At 71.6% G+C, this 19,343-nt stretch carries 24 protein-coding genes and 1 riboswitch; of the genes, 13 read left to right on the top strand and 11 right to left on the bottom strand.

Going from position 1 to position 19,343, the window contains the following annotated elements; translation table 11 throughout:
* The 5 genes from ACWGH4_RS12930 to ACWGH4_RS12910 all read right to left on the bottom strand — a co-directional run.
* A partial coding sequence (locus ACWGH4_RS12930) for an urease accessory protein UreF (RefSeq protein WP_453459367.1) occupies window positions 1-412 on the bottom strand: 412 nt, incomplete at its 3' end.
* On the bottom strand, window positions 412-2,133 hold the full coding sequence (locus ACWGH4_RS12925) for an urease subunit alpha (protein ID WP_453459364.1): 1,722 nt from the start codon (window positions 2,131-2,133) through the stop codon (window positions 412-414). The genes ACWGH4_RS12925 and ACWGH4_RS12930, both read right to left, overlap by 1 nt.
* A complete protein-coding gene (locus ACWGH4_RS12920) occupies window positions 2,126-2,437 on the bottom strand; it encodes an urease subunit beta (protein WP_441265916.1) in 312 nt (103 codons plus the stop codon). Before ACWGH4_RS12920 ends, ACWGH4_RS12925 begins: the two co-directional genes overlap by 8 nt.
* Before the next feature lie 11 nt (window positions 2,438-2,448).
* Window positions 2,449-2,751, bottom strand: a complete 303-nt coding sequence (locus tag ACWGH4_RS12915) for an urease subunit gamma (protein ID WP_453459361.1) — start codon at window positions 2,749-2,751, stop codon at window positions 2,449-2,451.
* Between the two features lie 136 nt (window positions 2,752-2,887).
* Window positions 2,888-3,508, bottom strand: a complete 621-nt coding sequence (locus ACWGH4_RS12910) for a TetR/AcrR family transcriptional regulator (protein WP_453459358.1) — start codon at window positions 3,506-3,508, stop codon at window positions 2,888-2,890.
* 102 nt (window positions 3,509-3,610) lie between these two features.
* Here ACWGH4_RS12910 and ACWGH4_RS12905 point away from each other — a divergent pair, with 102 nt between their 5' ends.
* Window positions 3,611-4,594 carry an ABC transporter permease gene (locus ACWGH4_RS12905; RefSeq protein WP_453459355.1) on the top strand — a complete coding sequence of 328 codons (984 nt, stop codon included), beginning with the start codon at window positions 3,611-3,613 and terminating at the stop codon, window positions 4,592-4,594.
* A gap of 243 nt (window positions 4,595-4,837) precedes the next feature.
* On the opposite strand, the gene ACWGH4_RS12900 is transcribed toward ACWGH4_RS12905, so the two are convergent.
* A complete protein-coding gene (locus tag ACWGH4_RS12900; RefSeq protein ID WP_453459353.1) occupies window positions 4,838-5,128 on the bottom strand; it encodes a type II toxin-antitoxin system Phd/YefM family antitoxin in 291 nt (96 codons plus the stop codon).
* An 86-nt stretch (window positions 5,129-5,214) separates the two neighbouring features.
* On the opposite strand from ACWGH4_RS12900, the gene ACWGH4_RS12895 reads away from it, so the two are divergent.
* The 3 genes from ACWGH4_RS12895 (at window position 5,215) to ACWGH4_RS12885 (ending at window position 7,144) form a co-directional block, all read left to right on the top strand.
* The gene (locus ACWGH4_RS12895) at window positions 5,215-5,850 is read left to right on the top strand and encodes an ATP-dependent Clp protease proteolytic subunit (RefSeq protein WP_453459369.1); all 636 of its coding nucleotides are present in this window, start codon (window positions 5,215-5,217) and stop codon (window positions 5,848-5,850) included.
* Window positions 5,851-5,857: 7 nt separating this feature from the next.
* On the top strand, window positions 5,858-6,166 hold the full coding sequence (locus tag ACWGH4_RS12890) for a hypothetical protein (RefSeq protein WP_441265921.1): 309 nt from the start codon (window positions 5,858-5,860) through the stop codon (window positions 6,164-6,166).
* A 335-nt stretch (window positions 6,167-6,501) separates the two neighbouring features.
* A riboswitch (cyclic di-AMP (ydaO/yuaA leader) is annotated at window positions 6,502-6,664 on the top strand.
* Between the two features lie 3 nt (window positions 6,665-6,667).
* On the top strand, window positions 6,668-7,144 hold the full coding sequence (locus ACWGH4_RS12885; RefSeq protein ID WP_453459350.1) for a C40 family peptidase: 477 nt from the start codon (window positions 6,668-6,670) through the stop codon (window positions 7,142-7,144).
* A 33-nt stretch (window positions 7,145-7,177) separates the two neighbouring features.
* Here the strand turns inward: ACWGH4_RS12885 and ACWGH4_RS12880 are convergent, their stop codons facing one another.
* Window positions 7,178-7,807 (bottom strand): LysE family translocator, encoded by a 630-nt coding sequence (locus tag ACWGH4_RS12880; RefSeq protein WP_453459347.1) that lies wholly within the window; start codon window positions 7,805-7,807, stop codon window positions 7,178-7,180.
* Between the two features lie 83 nt (window positions 7,808-7,890).
* On the opposite strand from ACWGH4_RS12880, the gene ACWGH4_RS12875 reads away from it, so the two are divergent.
* Complete coding sequence (locus ACWGH4_RS12875) at window positions 7,891-8,838, top strand: LysR family transcriptional regulator (RefSeq protein WP_453459344.1); 948 nt, start codon at window positions 7,891-7,893, stop codon at window positions 8,836-8,838.
* A gap of 78 nt (window positions 8,839-8,916) precedes the next feature.
* Here ACWGH4_RS12875 and ACWGH4_RS12870 read toward each other — a convergent pair whose 3' ends face one another.
* Together ACWGH4_RS12870 and ACWGH4_RS12865 are read right to left on the bottom strand one after the other, a co-directional pair.
* Window positions 8,917-9,348, bottom strand: a complete 432-nt coding sequence (locus ACWGH4_RS12870; RefSeq protein WP_453459342.1) for an ATP-binding protein — start codon at window positions 9,346-9,348, stop codon at window positions 8,917-8,919.
* A 220-nt stretch (window positions 9,349-9,568) separates the two neighbouring features.
* The gene (locus ACWGH4_RS12865) at window positions 9,569-10,714 is read right to left on the bottom strand and encodes an 8-amino-7-oxononanoate synthase (protein ID WP_453459339.1); all 1,146 of its coding nucleotides are present in this window, start codon (window positions 10,712-10,714) and stop codon (window positions 9,569-9,571) included.
* A 146-nt stretch (window positions 10,715-10,860) separates the two neighbouring features.
* Between ACWGH4_RS12865 and bioB the strand changes: the two genes are divergently transcribed.
* From bioB to ACWGH4_RS12840, 5 genes are read left to right on the top strand one after another with little or no spacing between them, the layout of a single operon-like run.
* Window positions 10,861-12,039, top strand: a complete 1,179-nt coding sequence (gene bioB, locus ACWGH4_RS12860; RefSeq protein WP_453459336.1) for a biotin synthase BioB — start codon at window positions 10,861-10,863, stop codon at window positions 12,037-12,039.
* Entirely contained in the window at window positions 12,032-13,321 is a 1,290-nt protein-coding gene (locus tag ACWGH4_RS12855; RefSeq protein ID WP_453459333.1) for an adenosylmethionine--8-amino-7-oxononanoate transaminase, read from the top strand. The genes bioB and ACWGH4_RS12855 overlap by 8 nt, the downstream gene beginning before the upstream one ends.
* Before the next feature lie 59 nt (window positions 13,322-13,380).
* Window positions 13,381-14,094 (top strand): dethiobiotin synthase, encoded by a 714-nt coding sequence (gene bioD, locus ACWGH4_RS12850; protein ID WP_453459330.1) that lies wholly within the window; start codon window positions 13,381-13,383, stop codon window positions 14,092-14,094.
* A gap of 5 nt (window positions 14,095-14,099) precedes the next feature.
* Window positions 14,100-14,453, top strand: coding sequence for a VOC family protein (locus ACWGH4_RS12845; RefSeq protein WP_453459327.1), 354 nt, complete (start codon window positions 14,100-14,102; stop codon window positions 14,451-14,453).
* A 56-nt stretch (window positions 14,454-14,509) separates the two neighbouring features.
* A complete protein-coding gene (locus ACWGH4_RS12840) occupies window positions 14,510-15,193 on the top strand; it encodes a class I SAM-dependent methyltransferase (RefSeq protein ID WP_453459324.1) in 684 nt (227 codons plus the stop codon).
* Between the two features lie 91 nt (window positions 15,194-15,284).
* Here ACWGH4_RS12840 and ACWGH4_RS12835 read toward each other — a convergent pair whose 3' ends face one another.
* Entirely contained in the window at window positions 15,285-15,656 is a 372-nt protein-coding gene (locus ACWGH4_RS12835; RefSeq protein ID WP_159694203.1) for a fic family toxin-antitoxin system, toxin component, read from the bottom strand.
* The gene (locus tag ACWGH4_RS12830) at window positions 15,653-15,868 is read right to left on the bottom strand and encodes a hypothetical protein (protein ID WP_005320324.1); all 216 of its coding nucleotides are present in this window, start codon (window positions 15,866-15,868) and stop codon (window positions 15,653-15,655) included. The genes ACWGH4_RS12835 and ACWGH4_RS12830 overlap by 4 nt, the downstream gene beginning before the upstream one ends.
* A 114-nt stretch (window positions 15,869-15,982) precedes the next feature.
* Here ACWGH4_RS12830 and ACWGH4_RS12825 point away from each other — a divergent pair, with 114 nt between their 5' ends.
* The 3 genes from ACWGH4_RS12825 (at window position 15,983) to ACWGH4_RS12815 (ending at window position 18,922) form a co-directional block, all read left to right on the top strand.
* A complete protein-coding gene (locus tag ACWGH4_RS12825) occupies window positions 15,983-16,405 on the top strand; it encodes a GNAT family N-acetyltransferase (RefSeq protein ID WP_453459320.1) in 423 nt (140 codons plus the stop codon).
* A gap of 160 nt (window positions 16,406-16,565) precedes the next feature.
* Window positions 16,566-17,912 carry a hemolysin family protein gene (locus ACWGH4_RS12820; RefSeq protein ID WP_453459317.1) on the top strand — a complete coding sequence of 449 codons (1,347 nt, stop codon included), beginning with the start codon at window positions 16,566-16,568 and terminating at the stop codon, window positions 17,910-17,912.
* Complete coding sequence (locus ACWGH4_RS12815) at window positions 17,909-18,922, top strand: hemolysin family protein (protein WP_453459314.1); 1,014 nt, start codon at window positions 17,909-17,911, stop codon at window positions 18,920-18,922. The genes ACWGH4_RS12820 and ACWGH4_RS12815 overlap by 4 nt, the downstream gene beginning before the upstream one ends.
* Window positions 18,923-19,343 lie beyond the last annotated feature (421 nt).

Below are 19,343 nucleotides of genomic sequence, written 5' to 3'. Positions count from 1 at the left end.
GCCATGCGGCCCGCGCGGCACGCATCAGCTGGCGGCCGAGCTTGCGTGAAGTGGCGCGCAGCGCGGGCGACGGCGTCCGCGCGTCCGCCGCAGCGTCGAGCGCGACGGGGTCGTGGCCGAACGCCGCCGCGGCGGCGAGCCCCGCGGCCGTGAGGCCCGTGGTGTGCAGCCGCCCCCGGCAGAACGCGGCGAGGTCGTCGGCGTCACGGATGCGTCCCGCCTTCACCGCTGCCTCGGCCCCGCCGGAATGCGCGTGCCCTCCTGCGGGGAACCGCCCGTCACAGAGCACGAGCAGCGCGGCACGGACGGCGGCAGGCGACTCATGGACGGCCCCGGCGGCGGGCTTCTCGTGCGGAGCGCCGGCGGCGGGATCCCCGTGGCCGAGGTGCGTATCGGTGTCGGAAGGGCGCATCAGAACAGGAAGTACCGCTGAGCCATGGGGAGTTCCGCGGCAGGTGCCGGCTCGACCGCTTCGCCGTCGATCGTCACCGTGAAGGTGTCGGCGTCGACCTCCACCCGGGGCAGGGCGTCGTTCTCGCGCATGTCCGCCTTCGTCACCCGCCGGGTGTTCTTGATCGGCACGAACTTCTTGGCCAGGCCGAGTCGTTCGGGCAGGTCGTCCTCGATCGCCGCCTGTGCGACGAAGTTGAAGGATCCCCTGGCCGCCGCGCGCCCGATCGCCCCGAACATCGGTCGTGGCATCACGGGTTGCGGTGTCGGGATCGAGGCGTTGGCGTCTCCCATCTGCGCGTACGCGATCTGGCCGCCCTTGATCACCAGTTGCGGCTTGACCCCGAAGAAGGCCGGGTCCCACAGCACGAGATCGGCCAGTTTGCCGGTCTCGACCGAGCCGATCTCGCCGTCGAGGCCTTGCGCGACCGCGGGGTTGATCGTGTATTTGGCGACATAGCGACGTGCCCGGTGGTTGTCCGCGCGGCCGTCACCGGGGAGCGCGCCGCGTCGCTTCTTCATGACGTGCGCGGTCTGCCACGTACGCATCACCACTTCCCCGATGCGCCCCATCGCCTGCGAGTCGGAGGAGATGATCGAGATCGCTCCGAGGTCGTGCAGGACGTCCTCCGCCGCGATGGTGGACGGCCGGATCCGGGACTCGGCGAAGGCGAGATCCTCCGGAACGGCGGGGTTGAGATGGTGGCAGACCATCAGCATGTCGAGGTGCTCGTCGATGGTGTTGACCGTGTGCGGCCGGGTCGGGTTCGTCGAACTGGGCAGCACATGAGGTTCGGAGACGACGGTGATGATGTCGGGTGCGTGCCCGCCGCCCGCGCCCTCCGTGTGGTACGCGTGGACCGTGCGGCCGGCGATGGCGGCGAGGGTGTCGCCGACGAACCCGGCCTCGTTCAACGTGTCTGTGTGCAGGGCGAGTTGCGCGCCGGTCTCGTCGCAGACACGCAGGCACGCGTCGATGACCGACGGGGTGGCGCCCCAGTCCTCGTGGATCTTGAATCCGAGCGCGCCGCCGCGCAGCTGCGAGTACATGGCGTCGCGGGAGACGGTGTTGCCCTTGCCGAGCAGGCCGATGTTGACCGGGAAGGCCTCCAGCGCCTCGAACATCCGGCCGAGGTGCCAGGGGCCGGGTGTGACCGTGGTGGCCTTGGTGCCCTCCGCCGGCCCGGTGCCGCCGCCGACGAGGGTGGTCACGCCGGTGGCGAGCGCCTGCTCGACGACGGTCGGCGAGATGAAGTGGACATGTGCGTCGATGGCTCCGGCGGTGACGATCTTCCCGTTGCCCGCGATGATCTCCGTCTCGGGCCCGATGACGAGGTCGGGGTGGACGCCGTCCATGGTGTCGGGGTTGCCGGCCTTGCCCACGCCGCTGATCCGGCCGTCCCGGACACCGATGTCGGCCTTGACGACACCCCAGTGGTCGAGGACGACCACTCCGGTGATCACGGTGTCGGGCGCGCCGTCGGCGCGTGTCGCACGGGCCTGGCCCATGGACTCTCGGATGACCTTGCCGCCGCCGAACACCGCCTCGTCACCGGCACGGCCCGGGCCGCCGCAGCGGTCGTCCTCGATCTCGATGATCAGGTCGGTGTCGGCGAGCCGGACACGGTCGCCGGTCGTGGGACCGAACAGGTCGGCGTACACGGCGCGGTGGAGTTCAGCCATCGAGAGGACCTCCGGTCTCCCCACGCAGTCCGGCGACGATCCGGCGCCCGGCGATCGGCACGAGTGCGACGTCGACCGGGATGCCGGGCTCGAAGCGCACGGCGGTGCCGGCGGCGACGTCGAGCCGCTTGCCACGGGCGGCGGCGCGGTCGAACTCGAGGCCGGGGTTGGCCTCGGCGAAGTGGTAGTGGGAGCCGACCTGGACCGGGCGGTCGGCGGCGTTGACGACGGTGAGGCGGGTGACCTCACGGCCCTGGTTGAGGAGGATCGGGCCGTCGCCGTGGAGGATTTCTCCGGGAATCATCGTTCCGCCCCTCAGACGATCGGGTCGTGGACGGTGACGAGCTTGGTCCCGTCGGGGAAGGTGGCCTCCACCTGGACGTCGTGGATCATCTCGGGGATGCCGTCCATGACGTCGTCACGGGTGAGCACCTTCCGCCCGGACGCCATGAGTTCCGAGACGCTGCGGCCGTCGCGGGCGCCTTCGAGGATGTGCGAGGTGATGAGGGCGACGGATTCGGGGTGGTTGAGCTTCACCCCGCGCGCCCTGCGCTTCTCCGCCACGTCGGCGGCCACATGGATGAGAAGCCGTTCCTGCTCGTGCGGGGAGAGTTGCACGCGTCCACCTCACTGTCGTCCGGCCCGGTAGCTCCCTGGGCGTGAGGACCGTAACGCGCTGCGACACCCTGTTGACCTGTCCGCGGGCATCTCACGACCAGAGGTTGAACGTTAGGGCGCGGATTTTTCCGGCGCGTTAACTGATCTTGGGATCCCGCATGGACATCAGAGCCCGCAGGCCGTCCTCGAGGACCTCGACACGCACATCGCCGAACAGCGCCTGCTGCGCGATGAACCCCTGGGCGGTGGCGATCAGGGTCCGCGCCACATGGTCGGCGTCGACGTCCGCCTCCATCTGCCCGTTCGCCCGATAGGCGTGCACGAGGTCGGCCCACGCCTGGCGCATGCCGTTGTAACCGGTGGCGAGGATCGCGGCGAGACGCTCGTCGCGCAGGGTCTCGGTCCACGTCTGGACGACCAGTCGGGCGAAGGCCTGACGGTCGCCGCCCGGCACCTCCTCGACGAGCATGCGGCGCAGCACCCGCCCGAGGAGCACATCGGGTGTGGGCGGTGGCGTGGTGGCCGCGGCCTCCTCGAACGCGGCGCGGATGCTGCTGAACGCCTCGTCGGCGATGGCGGCGATCAACTCGTCCTTGCCGCGGAAGTAGCGGTACACGGCACCCGCCGACAGGCCGCATTCGCTCAGGATGTCCTGCATCGATGTGGCGTGGAAGCCGTTGCGGGAGACGCAGCGGGCCGCGCCGTCAAGGATCTGACGGCGGCGGGCGTCGAGGTGCTGCTGGGATACGCGTGCCATGGCCCAAAAGTAAAACGAACATTCCTTCTTGACAAGGACCGGAGGCAGCAGGACAGTGGCCAAAAGATAAAACGAACGATCCTTCTCTATAAGGAGCTCCTCATGTCCGCTGCACCGGCCCGCCGCATGATCGCGGTGATCGTCCTGGTCCCGGTGGTGGTGGCGCTGGCCCTGTGGGCCTTCGCCTGGCCGGCCGCCAGGACCGCCCCGCGCGACCTGCCCATCGGCGTCGCGGGACCCGCGGCGGCCGTCACCCAGCTGGAGCGGGGGTTCGAGCAGCGCGAAGGCGCTTTCGACGTCCACCGCTACGACGACGAGGCCTCGGCCAGAACCGCGGTCGAGGACCGGGTCGTATACGGCGCCGTCGTCGCGGGACCGGACGGCACGAGGCTGCTGACCGCTTCCGGAGCCGGCCCCGTCGTCGCCCAGCTCCTCAAGGAGGCCGTCACCGCTCAAGCCCCCGCCGGCACTCAGGTGCAGGTGACGGACGTGGCCCCACTCCCGTCCGGGGACCCTCGGGGCACCGCGCTGGCGGCGAGCGCCCTGCCACTGGCCCTCGCGGGAGTCGCCGCGGGAGCGCTGGTGACGATGTCCGGCCTGCGCGGAGCCCGTGCCGCCGCCGCGCTCGTCGGCGCCTCGGCGCTGGTGGGCGTCACCGCCGCGGCGATGACCCACAGCTGGCTCGGTGCGCTGCAGGGCGACTGGTGGGCGGAGGCGGCCGCACTGAGCCTGACGGTCGCCGCGCCGGGAGCGGCCGTGGCCGGGTTCGCCGCGCTGCTCGGAACGCCGGGCATCGGCCTCGGCGCGCTGCTGATGGTGCTGCTCGGCAATCCGTTCTCCGGTGCCGCTTCCGCGCCGGAGCTGCTTCCGGAGCCGGTGGGCGCGATCGGCCAGTGGCTGCCGCCGGGCGCCGGGGCGACACTGCTGCGCTCGGTCGCCTACTTCGACGGGCGCGGCGCCGCGGCACCGCTCCTGACACTGTCGGTGTGGGCGGCGCTGGGCCTGGTGGCCGTGTTCATGGTCGGCAGGCGCCGCACCACGGGGCTTACGGAAGCGGAGCGGCCCGCCCCCGTACCGGTCGCCTGACCGGCCGACGTCCCGGTCATCCGACCGGCCGCGCGTCCCCGCTGTAGCGGACGGGGGCGCGCGGCCTTCGTATGTCCGGACGCGTCAGGGTGCCGGACCGTGCGACGGGCGCACGCGACCGGGCCGGCCCTGGCGCCTCGGCCCGGCCGCTAGGGCCTCTCGTTTGGATCATGCCGGGCTCGCGGGGTCTGGCACGCACTCCCCCGTAGCCCTCCGGGCACGGGAGGTGCCCCCACGCCGCAGCTAGGGGCGGTCCCTCGGAGGGCGGTGCTCGGCCGCCAGCCCGAAGCGGCCGCGGTCGGGAGAACCGGAGGACACCGACCCGAAGGAGGACACGGAGCTGATGACCTGCTCCTCCGCCGCCTCCGGCGCCTCCGCCTCCTGCTCCAGCTGCTCCAGGTCCGCGGCGGAGACCAGCGCGACGAGCGGCTTCCCGTGCCGGGTCACCACGACTCGCTCGCCGCCGTAGACGACACGGTTGATCAGATCGGCGAGCTCGGCGCGAGCTTGCGTCACCGGAATTTCGTAGGCCATGCTCCCATTCTAACCGTCTGTACATACTGTACATTCTTTACATGGCCCGGAGGGATCTCCACAGCCGTGACGACGAGAGGTGTGCCATGAACCGTCCGTCCGCCCGCTATGTCCTGCCGGAGCTCACGGAGCGCACATCCTTCGGGACGCGCACGCTCGATCCGTACTCGAAGCTGATGGCCGAGCGGATCGTCTTCCTGGGGACCGCCGTCGACGACACGGCGGCGAACGACGTCATCGCGCAGTTCCTGCACCTCGAGTACGAGGCCCCCGACCAGGACATCTGCCTGTACATCAACTCCCCCGGCGGATCACTGAGCGCCATGTCCGCCATCTACGACACGATGCAGGTCGTCATGTGCGACGTGGCGACGACCTGCCTGGGCCAGGCCGCCTCCACGGCGGTCGCCCTGCTCGCCGCGGGCACTCCCGGCAAGCGCATGGCACTGCCCGGCGCGCGGATCGTGATGCAGCAGCCCGCATACGAGGAGCCGTTGCGCGGACAGCCGTCCGATCTGGAGATCCACGCCGCCGAGTTGCTGCGACTGCGTGAGCAACTCGGCTCGATGCTGGTGCGCCACACCGGCAACGACCCGGACCGCATCACGGCCGACCTGGAGCGCGACAAGATCTTCGACGCCACCGCGGCGAAGGAGTACGGCCTGATCGACCACGTCGTCGCGAGCCGCAAGCTCTCGGCCGTGCCACCCACGGCGAGGTGAGCACGGGATGCTGCCGCCCGAACTGCCGCCGCTGCCGGCACTCACCCGCGCCGAGGCCGAGTTCGTCGACGCCTACCTCGAAGTCGTCGACCTGCTCGGCAGGATCAACCCCGCTCGCGCCACCCATACCTATGGGGCCCTGCGCGCCGCGCAGGCGCTGGTCGGGCGTGCCGCCGCGCTCAAGGACGCCCTGACACTCATGCACATCCGGGGGGAGAACGAGCTGTACACGGACACGCTGACCAAGGCGCTGCGCGTCCTGGACGGCGAGCGCAGGACCAACCGGCTGACCATGCCTCCCGTTTCCACGAGTTGACGGACGTTCCGGTGCCGCCCGCCGACACGGCGCGCGACACACGTACCCCGTTCGGTGGAGCTTTGCCCAAGTTGTCGCAAGGCCCCGGACTTGCGTCGGCGGGACCACCGGTCTGGCGCAATGGGGCGCTTCAACTGCTGGTACGGGACGGGTCCGGAGCGCGGGAGAAAGGGTCCGAGAGGCCTGCCCACCCGAAAGGTCCAGTCGTGATCAGCTTCACAAAAGCCGTTTCAACTCGGAAATCGGACATCGGTGGGTAACGATCCGTGAGACGACAAGCCCCCGCCACCTCGACGGGGCGGTCCGGGCGGACGCTGAATCCTGCCGCCGCACCGGACGTCTGGTCGACGGAATTGCATCGGCAGGAGTGGAGGACCCAGCAGTACGGCGTGACCGGTTGTCCCGGCCACGCCTTGGGGTGAAGCCGCTGCGGCGGCCGGGCGTCTTCGCCGTCCGAACCCGACAGGTCACCCTTCACAGGCGGCTGACGAAGGGTTGCGCATGACTGCGCAGATGCATCTCCCCCACCTGTTCTCACGGGCGGGCGCCGTATCGGCACTCACCATCGCCGCCGTAGGCGGCACACTTCTGGCCCCGGGCAGCGCTGTTGAAGCGCATGCGATCAGCAGCCACGCGAGCAAGGCGCTCAAAGTGGCCGCGTCGAAGAAGGGCTCGCCGTACCGGTACGGCGGCACGGGCCCGTCCCGCTTCGACTGTTCCGGGCTGACGCTCTATTCGTACAAGAAGGCGGGCAAGAAGCTGCCGCGCACCGCCCAGCAGCAGTACAACCGGACCCGTCATATCTCCGCCTCGCATCGGCAACGCGGTGACCTGGTGTTCTTCCACGCCGGCGGTGCCGTCTACCACGTGGGGATCTACGCCGGGAACGGGAAGATCTGGCACTCGCCCAAGACGGGTGACGTGGTCCGGCTGGTCAAGATCTGGACGAAGAGCGTCAAGTACGGCCGCGTGCGCTGACGCGCCGCCAGGTCCTGCCGGACCTGGGTGGTGTCAGTGCGCGGTCGACCGGATCAGCAGGGCCGCGCCGAGCGTGGTCAGCGCGCCTCCCGAGACGCCTTCGACGGCGCGGGCGGTCCGCGGCCGGCGCAGCCACCGGCCGAGCCGGTCGACCATCAGCGCCACCGCCGGGAACCAGAACAGCGCGATCAGCACCACCGTGCCTGCGAGCAGCAGCGTGCGCGGCAGTACGGCCGCGCCGTCGGGAACGAACTGCGGGAGCAGGCTCAGGAACAGCACCGGCGCCTTCGGGTTGAGGACGTTGGTGAGAAAGCCCTGCCGCAGGCCGCGTCCGACGCCGTACGGGTCCGCGGTCCGCGGACCTGCCGGCTCCGGGCGCGGGCGCAGTGCGGCGTGCAGCGATCGGACCCCGAGATACAGCACATAGGCACCGCCCGCTGCCTGCAGCGTCCGGTAGAGAACGGGCGCGGTGGCGAGTACGGCGGCGAGTCCCGCCACGGCCAGGGCCGTGTGGACGAGCAGCCCGCCGGCCACTCCTGCCGCGCAGGCGACACCGGCGCGGCGTGAGGCGACCGCGTTGCGCACGACGACGGTGAAATCGGCGCCGGGCACGGCGACCATGCCTGCGGCGACCCCGATGAAGGCGATGAGCTGTCCGTCCATGCGTCCCAGCGTGGACGCCCGCTGCCCTTAACGTGTACTTGCGATTTCTGCAGGGAGGTCTGAAGCAACGCTTAAGGGGTGGCATGTACGACCCGACCCGGCTGGCGGCTCTCGTCGCCGTGGCGGACGCCGGTTCCATCACCCGGGCCGCCGCCCGGCTCGGATACACGGCTCCGGCGCTCTCGCAGCAGATCGCCAAGCTGGAACGGGAGGCCGGGGCAGTCCTCCTCGTGCGCTCGCACCGGGGCGCACGGCTGACGGCGGCCGGCGAGCTGCTCGCGGAACGCGCCCGCCGGGTGCTGGACGAGATGGACCGGGCCCGCCATGAGCTGGCGGGGCTCACCGGCCTGGCCGGCGGCCGGCTCCGGGTCGGCACGTTCACGACGGTCGGAATCCATCTGCTGCCGCCCGTGCTGAGCGCCTTCCGCCGCGCGCATCCGGACGTGGAGCTCACCGTCGCCGAGTACGAGCCGCCCGGCGGGGTCACGGCCGTGGCCACGGGCGAGGTCGATGTGGCGCTGACCCATGCCTATGAGCCGGCCGAGCCGGCCGCCGCGCCGCAGGGGGTGGTGGTCGAGGCCCTCCTGGTGGAGGAGTTGGTGCTCGTGACCGCTCCGGGGCATGTGCTCGCCGACGGTTCCGGCCGGCTGCCCGTGGGCGACCTGGCGGGCCAGCCGCTGATCAGCAGCGCGCCGTCGCATCCGCCGCGCAAGGGGGTGGAGCGCGCACTCGCGAACGCCGGCGCCACACCTGCCGTGGTCTGCGAGTCGCCGGGGTACGCACTGGTGTGCGCCCTCGTCAGCGCGGGACTGGGGGTGGCCGTCGTGCCGGAGATGGTCGCCGCGATGGCCGCGACGCCCCTGCGGGTACGGCAGTTGGAACCTGCGTCGTTCCGCAGGACGATCTCGGTGGTGCACCGGGGCGAGGAGTCGGGTCCGGCCGTGCGGTCGCTGCGGGCGCTGATGCGTGGCGCGTTCGCGAGGGCGGGCAGCAGCAGGGCACGGTCCGTCCGCGAAGAAGGGACCCTTTGAGCCGGGACTGTTCGAATCACGGGCTGTCCGAGCCGCGGGCCGTTCGAGCCGGCAAATCGTTTCTGGCGGGGTCAGCGGTCAGCTCTGCACGGGCACGGACCAGGGCAGTGCGATCCAGACGGTCTTTCCGCCCTCCTCCGTGGGCGTGACGGACAGCCGGCCGCCGTACTCCGCGGTGAGCGTACGGATGATGACCATGCCCCGCCCGTTGTCCTGCCGGACGGCGGCGGGCAGCCGCTGGGGCCAGCGCGGATGGCTGTCGGTGACGCCGATGCACAACTGCTCGTCGCGCTCGAGGCGCAGATCCACCGTGAAGGTCGGGGACTGGCCGAAGGTGTGCTGTACGGAATTCGTGGCGAGCTCGGAGACGATCAGTTTGACGGTGTCGACGGTCTCGGCGTCCGGCTCCAGCCCCCATTCACACAGAACATTCGTGACATATCTCCTGGCGGCGGATACCGACGCCGGATCGCTCGGCAGAGTGGCGGATGCTTCTTGGTGGTCTGCCATGGCGGCGCTGTCCCTTTCCCACCGCGGCCGGGCTCCGACTCGTAGCGGATGAAACGCGGGAACGGCCACGGATTACGCTTCTGCGTCAGACTGCCACTTATCGTCCGTCAGGGGCGCCGATCCACCGAGATACGCACATTTCTGTCGCTCGATGCGGTGAACTCTGCTACGGCAGACCGTATTTATGGCCACCGACCGGAGGCCGCGGGGCACTCCCGGCTCAACTGCCGGGTGCGGTCCGGATGATCGTGGAGAGCGCCGTTTCGATCTGCCGGTCCGTGAGATCCGCCCTGGCGGTCAACCGGATCCGGGAGATCCCGTCGGGTACGGACGGGGGCCGGAAACAGCCGACGACGAGTCCGGCGTCCCGGCAGTCCGCCGCCCAGCGCAGCGCCGCCTCCGGGGACGGGGCCTGCACGGAGACGACCGCCGCATCCGGGCGGGCCGAGGTCAGTCCGGCGTCGGTCAGCCCGCGGTGCAGCGCCGCCGCCACCTCGCGCGCCCGTCCGGCGAGTCCTGGTTCGCCGCGCAGCACCCGCACGCTCGCGAGTGCCGCGCCGGCCGCCGCCGGGGCCAGGCCGGTGTCGAAGATGAAGGTGCGGGCGGTGTTGATCAGGTGGTCGATGACGGGGGCGGGCCCGAGGACCGCACCTCCCTGGCTGCCCAGCGACTTGGAGAGCGTCAGCGTGGCGACGGTCCCGGCCGCGCCCGCGAGGCCGGCGGCGTTCAGGGCGCCGCGGCCGCCGTCGCCGAGGACGCCCAGCCCGTGCGCGTCGTCGACGAGGAGCCCGGCGCCGTGTTCACGGCAGACGTCGGCGAGGGCCCGCAGCGGTGCGGCGTCGCCGTCCACGGAGAAGACCGAGTCGGTGACCGCGAGGGCGCGCCGGCCGGGATGGGCCTCGAGCGTCTTGCGTACGGCCTCTACGTCGGTGTGCGGGACGACCGCCGTCTCCGCACGGGAGAGCCGGCAGCCGTCGACGATGGAGGCGTGGTTGCCCGCGTCGGAGACGACGAGGGCGTCACGGCCGCTGAGCGCGGTGACCGCGGCGAGGTTCGCCGCGTAGCCAGAGGACAGGACGAGGGCGGCCTCGAAGCCGCAGAAGTCGGCGAGCTCACGCTCCAGTTCGGCGTGCAGTTCGGTGCTGCCGGTGACGAGCCGGGAACCGGTGGCCCCGGCGCCCCACCGGCGGGCGGCCCGCACGGCGCCTTCGGTGACCTCGGCGCGGCGGGTGAGACCGAGATAGTCGTTGCTCGCCAGGTCGAGGAGGGCACTGTCGGCGGGGCGCGGCCGAAGAGTGCGGACCAGACCCGCCCGCTCGCGTCGGCGCGACTCCTCGTCGATCCAGTCGAAAGGATTCCTCGGCATGGCGGTCCGGTCCTTTTTGTAGGCAGCGGACAGACCCTAGCCGGGCGGGCCCGGGTACCGGGTGTGGCCATGCACACACCTCGAATCGCAGGTGTTGTGGGCTTCCTCCTTGGCCGGGGCCTGTGCTGTAGGCCAGGATCGGCGCCATGGACCTGCTGAACACACTGGTGGAGAAGGGGCTGCGGCGCGAGCTGCCGACCCGCGAAGAAGCGCTCGCCGTGCTGGCGACCTCCGACGACGATGTGCTCGATGTGGTGGCCGCTGCCGGCAAGGTGCGCCGTCAGTGGTTCGGGCGGCGGGTGAAGCTCAACTACCTGGTCAACCTGAAGTCCGGCCTGTGCCCGGAGGACTGCTCGTACTGCTCCCAGCGCCTCGGGTCGAAGGCGGAGATCCTCAAGTACACCTGGCTGAAGCCCGAGGAGGCCTCGGAGGCCGCGGCGGCCGGTGTGGCCGGCGGCGCCAAGCGGGTGTGCCTGGTCGCGAGCGGGCGCGGCCCGACAGACCGGGACGTGGACCGGGTGTCCAGGACCATCGAGGCGATCAAGGAGCAGAACGAGGGCGTCGAGGTGTGCGCGTGCCTGGGCCTGCTCTCCGACGGCCAGGCCGAACGGCTGCGTGACGCGGGCGCCGACGCGTACAACCACAACCTGAACACGTCCGAGGGGACGTACGGGGACATCACGACCACGCACACCTACGCGGACCGCGTCGACACCGTCAACAAGGCGCACGCCGCCGGCCTGTCGGCCTGCTCGGGGCTGATCGCCGGCATGGGTGAGAGCGACGAGGACCTGGTGGACGTCGTCTTCGCGCTGCGGGAACTCGACCCGGACTCGGTGCCGGTGAACTTCCTGATCCCGTTCGAGGGGACGCCGCTCGCCAAGGAGTGGCACCTCACCCCGCAGCGGTGTCTGCGCATTCTCGCGATGACCCGGTTCGTCTGCCCGGACGTCGAGGTGCGACTGGCCGGCGGGCGCGAGGTGCATCTGCGTTCGATGCAGCCGCTCGCGCTGCACCTGGTCAACTCGATCTTCCTCGGCGACTACCTCACCAGTGAGGGCCAGGCGGGCAAGACCGACCTCGAGATGATCGCGGACGCCGGTTTCGAGGTGGAGGGCACGGACACGACGACGCTGCCCGACCACCGTGCGGCCGGCGGCGGCTGCGGCTCGGTGTGCGGCGACGGGGACCAGGGCGGGTGCGCCTCGGAGGCGGCGGAGGCGGCGACGACCGCGGCCGCGTCGGGCGAGGCGTCGACGGCGCGTACGGATCTGGTGGCGGTGCGCCGCCGGGGAGCCGGGACGGACCTCGCGCCCAATGCCTGAGTTCGGCCCCGACGAGCTCCGCGCGCTGGACCGGGCGCACGTCTGGCACCCGTACGGCCCGATGCCGGGCCGCAGCGATCCGCTGGTCGTCGAGTCCGCGTCCGGCGTACGGCTGCGGCTCGCCGAAGAGGTGCATGGACAGCGCGAGTTGGTCGACGGCATGTCCTCGTGGTGGTCGGCCGTCCACGGGTACAACCACCCGGTCCTGAACGAGGCGGCGACCGCGCAGCTGGGGCGGATGAGCCATGTGATGTTCGGCGGGCTCACCCATGAGCCCGCCGTGCGGCTCGCGGCCCGGCTGGTGGAGATCACCCCGGAGCCGCTGCGGCACGTCTTCCTCTGCGACTCGGGCTCCGTGTCCGTGGAGGTCGCCGTGAAGATGTGCCTCCAGTACTGGCGTTCGCTGGGCCGCCCCGCCAAGCAGCGGCTGCTGACCTGGCGCGGCGGCTACCACGGCGACACCTGGCAGCCGATGTCGGTGTGCGATCCCGAAGGCGGGATGCACGAGCTGTGGCAGGGGGTGCTGCCGCGGCAGCTCTTCGCCGACGCGCCTCCCGCCGACTACGAGGAGGCGTACGCGCGGGGTCTGCGGGAGCTGATCGCCCGGCACGCGGACGAGCTGGCGGCGGTGATCGTCGAGCCGGTCGTGCAGGGCGCGGGCGGCATGCGGTTCCACTCCCCCGAGTATCTGCGCGTCCTGCGAGAGGCCTGCGACGAGTACGGCGTCCTGCTCGTGTTCGACGAGATCGCGACCGGGTTCGGGCGTACGGGCACGCTGTTCGCGGCCGGGCACGCGGGCGTCGCACCGGACGTGATGTGCCTGGGCAAGGCGCTGACCGGCGGCTATCTGACGATGGCGGCGACGCTGTGCACCTCGCAGGTGGCCGAGGGCATCTCGCGGGGCGAGGTCCCGGTGCTCGCCCACGGCCCCACGTTCATGGGCAACCCGCTGGCCTCCGCCGTCGCCTGCGCCTCGATCGACCTGCTGCTCGGGCAGGACTGGCAGGGGGAGGTCCGCCGCCTGGAGACGGGGCTGCGCGACGGTCTCGCGGAGGCCGCGGACCTGCCCGGGGTCAAGGACGTCCGGGTGCTCGGCGGCATCGGCGTCGTACAGCTGGACCACGATGTCGACATGGCCGCGGCCACGGCGGCGGCCGTCCGGGAAGGGGTCTGGCTGCGGCCCTTCCGCGACCTCGTCTACACGATGCCGCCCTACGTGACGGACGACGAGGACCTCGCCCGCGTGTGCCGCGCGGTGCGTGCGGCGGCAGCGGCGGGCTGAGGCCGCCCGCCGCGGAACGACGCAGCGGACACCGGAACGAACGAAGGACACACAGGCACATGGCAGTGATCGTGGTGACCGGCACCGGCACCGAGATCGGCAAGACCGTCGTCACGGCGGCGGTCGCCGCGGTGGCTCTGGCCGGGGGGCTGTCCGTCGCCGTCCTGAAGCCCGCGCAGACGGGGCTGGCGGCGGAACAGGACGGCGACGTCGCTGTGGTACGGCGGCTCGCCGGCGACGTGACCTGTGCCGAACTGGCTCGGTTCCCCGAGCCGTTGGCGCCGGCCACCGCCGCCCGGCGGGCGGGGCTCGCACCGGTGCGGCCCAAGGACGTGGCGGAGGCCGCCGAGAAGCTGGCGGCCGAGCACGACCTGGTACTGGTGGAGGGCGCGGGCGGCCTGCTCGTACGGCTCGACGACGACGGCGCCACGCTGGCGGACGCTGCCGCCGAGCTGGGCGCGCCCGTGCTCGTGGTCGCCCCGGCCGGCCTCGGCACGCTGAACATGACGGCGCTCACGGCGGAGGCTCTGCGCGCACGCGGCCTGGAGCAGTTGGGCGTGGTGGTCGGGAGCTGGCCGCGCACACCCGATCTGGCGGCGCGCTGCAATCTGGCGGACCTTCCGGAGGCCGCCGGGGCACCGCTGCTCGGGGCGGTACCGGAGGGCGCCGGCGCGCTCGCTCCCGCCGATTTCAGGGCGCTGGCGGCGACCTGGCTGACGCCACGCCTCGGCGGCCGGTGGGATGCGGGGGCGTTCACCGCCGCCGTAGGCTGACGCGCATGCGCGCAAAGATCGACGAGATCGTCTTCGACTGCCACGACCCCGCCCGGCTGGTGCGCTTCTGGGCCGCGCTCCTCGGCGGCGATCCGGTGGACCGCTCCGACGACTGGTCGTACGTCGATCCGCCGGAGTTCGTGCGCGTCGCCTTTCAGCAGGTGCCGGAGGGCAAGACGGTCAAGAACCGCCTTCACCTGGACCTGGACGCCGGTGACATCGACGCGGCGGCGGACGAGGCGGTCCGCCTGGGGGCGGAGCGGGTCGGGGCGATCGTGACCGACGACCACGGTCGCTTCCTCGTCATGCGCGACCCGGAGGGCAACGAATTCTGCTTCGTGGCGGGCACGGACGGCTGAGCCGCGCACAGCGGGGGAGAATGACGGGGACCGGCCCGTCTCCGAAGGAGGCCCCTATGGTCCCGCTCCAGCGCGGTAAGAACGTCCCGCGGGACGCCGTCCACCATCCTCTCTTCGCCCGCTTCTACGCGAAGATGAGCGTGACGGCCGACCTCAAGGGCGGCATCGCCGCCTACCGTGCGGAGCTGCTGCGCGGGCTGTCCGGCCGGGTGATCGAGATCGGCGCGGGCAACGGTCTGAACTTCTCCCACTATCCGGCCACCGTCTCCGAAGTGGTGGCCATCGAACCGGAGCGCTCGCTGCGGAAGCTGGCCACGGAGGCGGCCCTGCGCGCCGAGGTCCCGGTGGACGTGGCGCCCGGCGCGGCCGAGGCCCTGCCGGTCAAGAGCGAGGGCTTCGACGCGGCGGTCGCGTCGCTGGTGCTGTGCACCGTACGGGACCTGCCGAGGGCGCTGGCGGAGATCAAGCGGGTCCTGCGGCCCGGCGCGGAGCTGCGGTTCTTCGAGCACGGGCGGGCGGAGGGCCGGGGCCTGGCGACCACTCAGCGGGTCCTGGACCGCACGGTGTGGCCGCTGCTGTTCGGCGGGTGCCACACGGCGCGGGACACGATCGCCGCCATCGAGGAGGCGGGCTTCGAGCTCGGGCCCTACCGGCGGTTCCGGGTGCCGGACCACGGACCGCAGTTGCCGACGTCGCCGTGCGTGCTGGGCGTCGCCCGCCGCCCGGTCATGGACCGGTAGCCGCCACGACGGGGGCCGGTTCTCTTTCCGGGCGCCCGGTCGCGCCGGGGCCGGGTGGCCGGCCCCTCCGGGAGTCGGAGAGCCGCACCGCTCACTCGCTCCAGCTCCGCAGTTCCTCCGCGATGCGCCCGATGTCCGCGCTGCCGTCCTTCACCAGGCGGGCCAGATCGCGTACCTGCTCGGGCGAGGTGACGACCTTCAGTCCGCAGGCGACGAGGTAGCCGTAGGCGACGGCCGAGGCGAACATGGCGTTGGAACGCTCCAGCGCCGGTACGTGCAGCAGCAGTTGCAGCAACGCGGCGGCCCGGGAGGCCGGGTCGCTGTATACGGGGACACCGAATATCTCCGCCTCGTGACGGCTGACGGCGGCGACGAGCGCGCCCCAGTCGGTGACCTGGGGGTCGCCGGGCATCTTGTGCTCCGCGACCATGAGCAGCCAGGCAAGGTCGATCCGCAGGCTCAACGCTTGTCGCCGAACTCCTCGGCGAAGACCGACTCGTACTGCTTCATGAAGTCGGCCGCCGCGTCGACGAACGTGCGTCCCGCTTCGCCGGCGTCCTGTTTGACGAGCTCCTCGATGTAGCGGTTCACGCTCACGCCGCGCTGCATCGCCCGCTGGCGGGCGGTCTCCGCGGTGGACTCGTCCACGCGTACGTTCAACTGTGTCTTCGCCACACCTCGAAGCTAGCGCGAAGGTGCTAGCAGTGCAAGGGCGGCCCCGCCGTATCCCGTCTCACAGCGCGGAAAGACGGTGGCGGTGCCGGTCGCGGGCGTGCTTGGCTCACCGCCATGACCGACCTGCTCATACGCAACGCCGCTCCCGACGAGGCCGAGGCCGTGCTGGCCTTCTGGAAGGAGGCCGCGGAGGGCACGAGCATCACGGACGACGTGGACGGCGTCACGCGGCTCATCGACCGTGACCCCGAGGCGCTCATCCTCGCCGAGTCGGACGGCGTGCTCGTGGGCTCCGTCATCGCAGGCTACGACGGCTGGCGCTGCTCCCTGTACCGGCTGGCCGTGCTGCCCTCCCACCGCCGGCGCGGCATCTCGACCGCCCTGCTCGACGCGGCGGAGAAGCGGTTCGCCGCGGTGGGCGGCCGCCGCGGGGACGCGATGGTCCTCGAGGCCAACGAGCAGGCTCACCGGGCGTGGACCTCCGCCGGGTACATACGCGAGGACCACTGGCGCCGCTGGGTCAAACCGTTCAGCTGACCTCCACCGCCCGCCTCCACGCTTTTGCCCGTCCTTTACCATGGGCGCACTGTCCACTCCCGTACGAAAGGTGTGAGCGTCCGCCCATGGGCGAGCCTCCTAGTAGCCGACATCGCGCAAACCTTCTCCCCCTGCCGGATCATGGGATGGAGGTGAACCGATGACCGAAGTGCTTCTGCTCGCCGTGGCCGTGCTGCTCTCCGTCGCATGCGGAGCCTTCGTCGCGGCAGAGTTCTCGCTCACGACGGTCGAGCGCAGCGATCTCGAACGAGCGGCGGAGCGCGGGGAACGAGGCGCGGCCGGCGCGCTCAAGGCCGCCCGCAGCCTCACGTTCCAGCTCTCCGGCGCACAGCTCGGCATCACGGTCACCAACCTGGTCGTCGGCATGCTCGCCGAGCCGTCGATCGCCGCGCTCATCCGCGGACCGGTCGAGGACCTCGGCCTCTCCCCTTCCGTGGCGTCGTCCGTCGCGCTGGTCATCGGCACGGCCCTGTCGACCGTCGTCCTGATGGTCGTCGGCGAGCTCGTCCCGAAGAACTGGGCCATCTCCTCACCCCTGGCCGTCGCCAAGGTGGTCGCTACGCCGCAGCGGATCTTCACCGCCGCGTTCCGGCCCCTGATCTCCCATCTCAACAACACCGCCAACCGCATGGTGACGCGGCTGGGCATGGAGCCGACGGAGGAGCTGGCCTCCGCCCGCAGCCCCAAGGAGCTCGTCGCCCTGGCCCGCCACTCGGCCAAGGAGGGCGCGCTCGAGGCGGACACCGCGGAGCTGTTCGTCCGCACCCTCGGCCTCGGCGAACTCACCGCGGAGAACGTGATGACCCCCCGGGTACAGGTCACGGCTCTGGAGGCGCAGGCCACGGCCGAGGACGTCGCCAACGCGACCCGGGCCACCGGCCTGTCCCGCTTCCCCGTCTACCGGGGCAGCCTCGACACCGTGGTCGGTATCGCCCACATCAAGGACGTCCTGGCCGTGCCCGCGGAACACCGCCGGCGGCTGCGCGTCTCCGAACTGCTGCGGGAACCGGTACTCGTGCCCGAGTCACTGACCGTCGACCGGCTGCTCGACCGGCTCCAGGGCAGGTCCACCATGGCCGTCGTCATCGACGAGTACGGCGGCACGGCCGGTGTCGTGACGATGGAGGACATCGTGGAGGAGGTCGTCGGCGAGGTCCGCGACGAGCACGACCCGCACGAGACGCCAGACCTGGCCCCCGCGGGCGAGGACGCCGACGGACGGATCCTGTGGTCCGCCGACGGCGCCGCGCGCACCGACCAGCTGGCGGCCATCGGCCTCCAGGTGCCCGACGGTCCGTACGAGACGCTCGCCGGAGTCGTCGCCACCGAGCTGGGACGCATCCCGGCCGAAGGCGACCGCATCGACATGGACGGATGGCAGCTCGATGTCGTCGACGCGTCCGGACGGCGGGCGGCGCGGGTGCTGATGCACGCGCCGCCGATCGCCGCGGAAGGGGCCGACGAGATCCAGGAGGCCGGACGATGATCGCGATCCAGCTCTTCATCGGCTTCCTGACCCTGGTCGCCAACGCCTTCTTCGTCGGCGCCGAGTTCGCGCTGATCTCCGTCCGCCGCAGTCAGATCGAACCTGAGGCACAGGCCGGCAACCGCCGGGCCCGCAGCGTCCTGTGGGGTCTCCAGCACGTCTCGGACCTGATGGCCGCCGCCCAGCTGGGCATCACGCTGTGCACGCTGGTCCTCGGCATCGTCGCCGAGCCGGCCATGGCGCACCTGCTCGAGCCGGTCTTCGACGCGGTGGGCGTGCCGCACGGTGCGGTCCACCCGATCTCGTTCGTCATCGCCCTCTCGCTCGCGACGTACCTCCACATGCTGCTCGGCGAGATGGTGCCGAAGAACATCGCGCTCGCGGAGCCGGTGCGCAGCGCGCTGTGGCTGGGCCCGCCGCTGGTCACGCTCGCGCGCGGCCTGCACCCGGTCATCGTCATGGTCAACGCCTTCGCGAACAGCCTGCTCAAGCTGCTGCGTGTCGAGACGAAGAACGAGGTGACCGCCACGTTCTCCGACGACGAGCTGGCGAACCTGGTGCAGGACGCCGGCGAGGCCGGCCTGCTCGACGACCGCTCCGCGGAACGGCTGCGGGACGCGCTCGAACTCGGCCGCCGGCCCGTGCGCGACGTGGTGATGCCCATCGAGCGCGTGGTGTACGCCCAGGCCGGTACGACGCCGGAACAACTGGAGCGACTGTCCGCGGAGTCGGGCTTCTCCCGCTTCCCCGTGGTGGACGCGGGACGGCGCATCCTCGGCTACCTCCATGTGAAGGACGCCCTGGACGCGGCGCCGAGGAACACGGCGTTCCCCGTGTCGGCGATGCGGCCGATCGCCCGGGTCCGGGCGACGACCCCGCTCGACGACGTCCTCACGGCGATGCGCCGGAGCCGTACGCACCTGGCGGCCGTCCTCGACGAGAACGGCCGGCCGGAGGGCCTGGTCACGATGGAGGACATCCTGCGGGAGCTGGTGGGCAAGCCGGGGTGACGGGCGGGGGCGTTTCGAGGCCGCCCGACGACTGAAGACCGCGCACGCGGCGCGGTACAGGTCCGGGCGGAGCCCGACTCGCCGGGGTGACGGGCGGGGCATTTCCAGCCCACCCGGCGCTTGAGGGCACCGCGCGGAGCGCGGTACAGGTCCCGGCGGAGCCCGACAAGTCCGGGCGACGGGCGGGGGCATTTCCAGGCCGCCCGACGACTGAAGACCGCGCACGCAGCCCGATACAGGTCCCGGCGGAGCCCGACAAGCCCGGGGCGACGGGCGGGGGCATTTCCAGGCCGCCCGACGACTGAAGACCGCGCGCGCAGCGCGGTACAGGTCCCGGCGGAGCCCGACTCGCCGGGGTGACGGGCGGGCATTTCAAGCCCGCCCGGCGCTTGAGGGCACCGCGCGGAGCGCGGTACGGGTC

The sequence above is a fragment of the Streptomyces sp. NPDC054847 genome (assembly GCF_053610925.1).
This window is presented reverse-complemented; position numbering and strand designations above follow the sequence as displayed.

What these genes read in the sequence shown, in the direction of transcription:
- ACWGH4_RS12875 (WP_453459344.1), top strand. Translation starts at nt 7,891, where the DNA reads ATGTACGACCCGACCCGGCTGGCGGCTCTCGTCGCCGTGGCGGACGCC.
- ACWGH4_RS12900 (WP_453459353.1), bottom strand. Translation starts at nt 5,128, where the DNA reads ATGGCCTACGAAATTCCGGTGACGCAAGCTCGCGCCGAGCTCGCCGAT.
- ACWGH4_RS12910 (WP_453459358.1), bottom strand. Translation starts at nt 3,508, where the DNA reads ATGGCACGCGTATCCCAGCAGCACCTCGACGCCCGCCGCCGTCAGATC.
- ACWGH4_RS12895 (WP_453459369.1), top strand. Translation starts at nt 5,215, where the DNA reads ATGAACCGTCCGTCCGCCCGCTATGTCCTGCCGGAGCTCACGGAGCGC.
- ACWGH4_RS12865 (WP_453459339.1), bottom strand. Translation starts at nt 10,714, where the DNA reads ATGCCGAGGAATCCTTTCGACTGGATCGACGAGGAGTCGCGCCGACGC.
- bioB (WP_453459336.1), top strand. Translation starts at nt 10,861, where the DNA reads ATGGACCTGCTGAACACACTGGTGGAGAAGGGGCTGCGGCGCGAGCTG.
- ACWGH4_RS12825 (WP_453459320.1), top strand. Translation starts at nt 15,983, where the DNA reads ATGACCGACCTGCTCATACGCAACGCCGCTCCCGACGAGGCCGAGGCC.
- ACWGH4_RS12820 (WP_453459317.1), top strand. Translation starts at nt 16,566, where the DNA reads ATGACCGAAGTGCTTCTGCTCGCCGTGGCCGTGCTGCTCTCCGTCGCA.
- ACWGH4_RS12815 (WP_453459314.1), top strand. Translation starts at nt 17,909, where the DNA reads ATGATCGCGATCCAGCTCTTCATCGGCTTCCTGACCCTGGTCGCCAAC.
- ACWGH4_RS12845 (WP_453459327.1), top strand. Translation starts at nt 14,100, where the DNA reads ATGCGCGCAAAGATCGACGAGATCGTCTTCGACTGCCACGACCCCGCC.
- ACWGH4_RS12880 (WP_453459347.1), bottom strand. Translation starts at nt 7,807, where the DNA reads ATGGACGGACAGCTCATCGCCTTCATCGGGGTCGCCGCAGGCATGGTC.
- ACWGH4_RS12890 (WP_441265921.1), top strand. Translation starts at nt 5,858, where the DNA reads ATGCTGCCGCCCGAACTGCCGCCGCTGCCGGCACTCACCCGCGCCGAG.
- ACWGH4_RS12925 (WP_453459364.1), bottom strand. Translation starts at nt 2,133, where the DNA reads ATGGCTGAACTCCACCGCGCCGTGTACGCCGACCTGTTCGGTCCCACG.
- ACWGH4_RS12840 (WP_453459324.1), top strand. Translation starts at nt 14,510, where the DNA reads ATGGTCCCGCTCCAGCGCGGTAAGAACGTCCCGCGGGACGCCGTCCAC.
- ACWGH4_RS12870 (WP_453459342.1), bottom strand. Translation starts at nt 9,348, where the DNA reads ATGGCAGACCACCAAGAAGCATCCGCCACTCTGCCGAGCGATCCGGCG.
- ACWGH4_RS12920 (WP_441265916.1), bottom strand. Translation starts at nt 2,437, where the DNA reads ATGATTCCCGGAGAAATCCTCCACGGCGACGGCCCGATCCTCCTCAAC.
- ACWGH4_RS12885 (WP_453459350.1), top strand. Translation starts at nt 6,668, where the DNA reads ATGACTGCGCAGATGCATCTCCCCCACCTGTTCTCACGGGCGGGCGCC.
- bioD (WP_453459330.1), top strand. Translation starts at nt 13,381, where the DNA reads ATGGCAGTGATCGTGGTGACCGGCACCGGCACCGAGATCGGCAAGACC.
- ACWGH4_RS12855 (WP_453459333.1), top strand. Translation starts at nt 12,032, where the DNA reads ATGCCTGAGTTCGGCCCCGACGAGCTCCGCGCGCTGGACCGGGCGCAC.
- ACWGH4_RS12905 (WP_453459355.1), top strand. Translation starts at nt 3,611, where the DNA reads ATGTCCGCTGCACCGGCCCGCCGCATGATCGCGGTGATCGTCCTGGTC.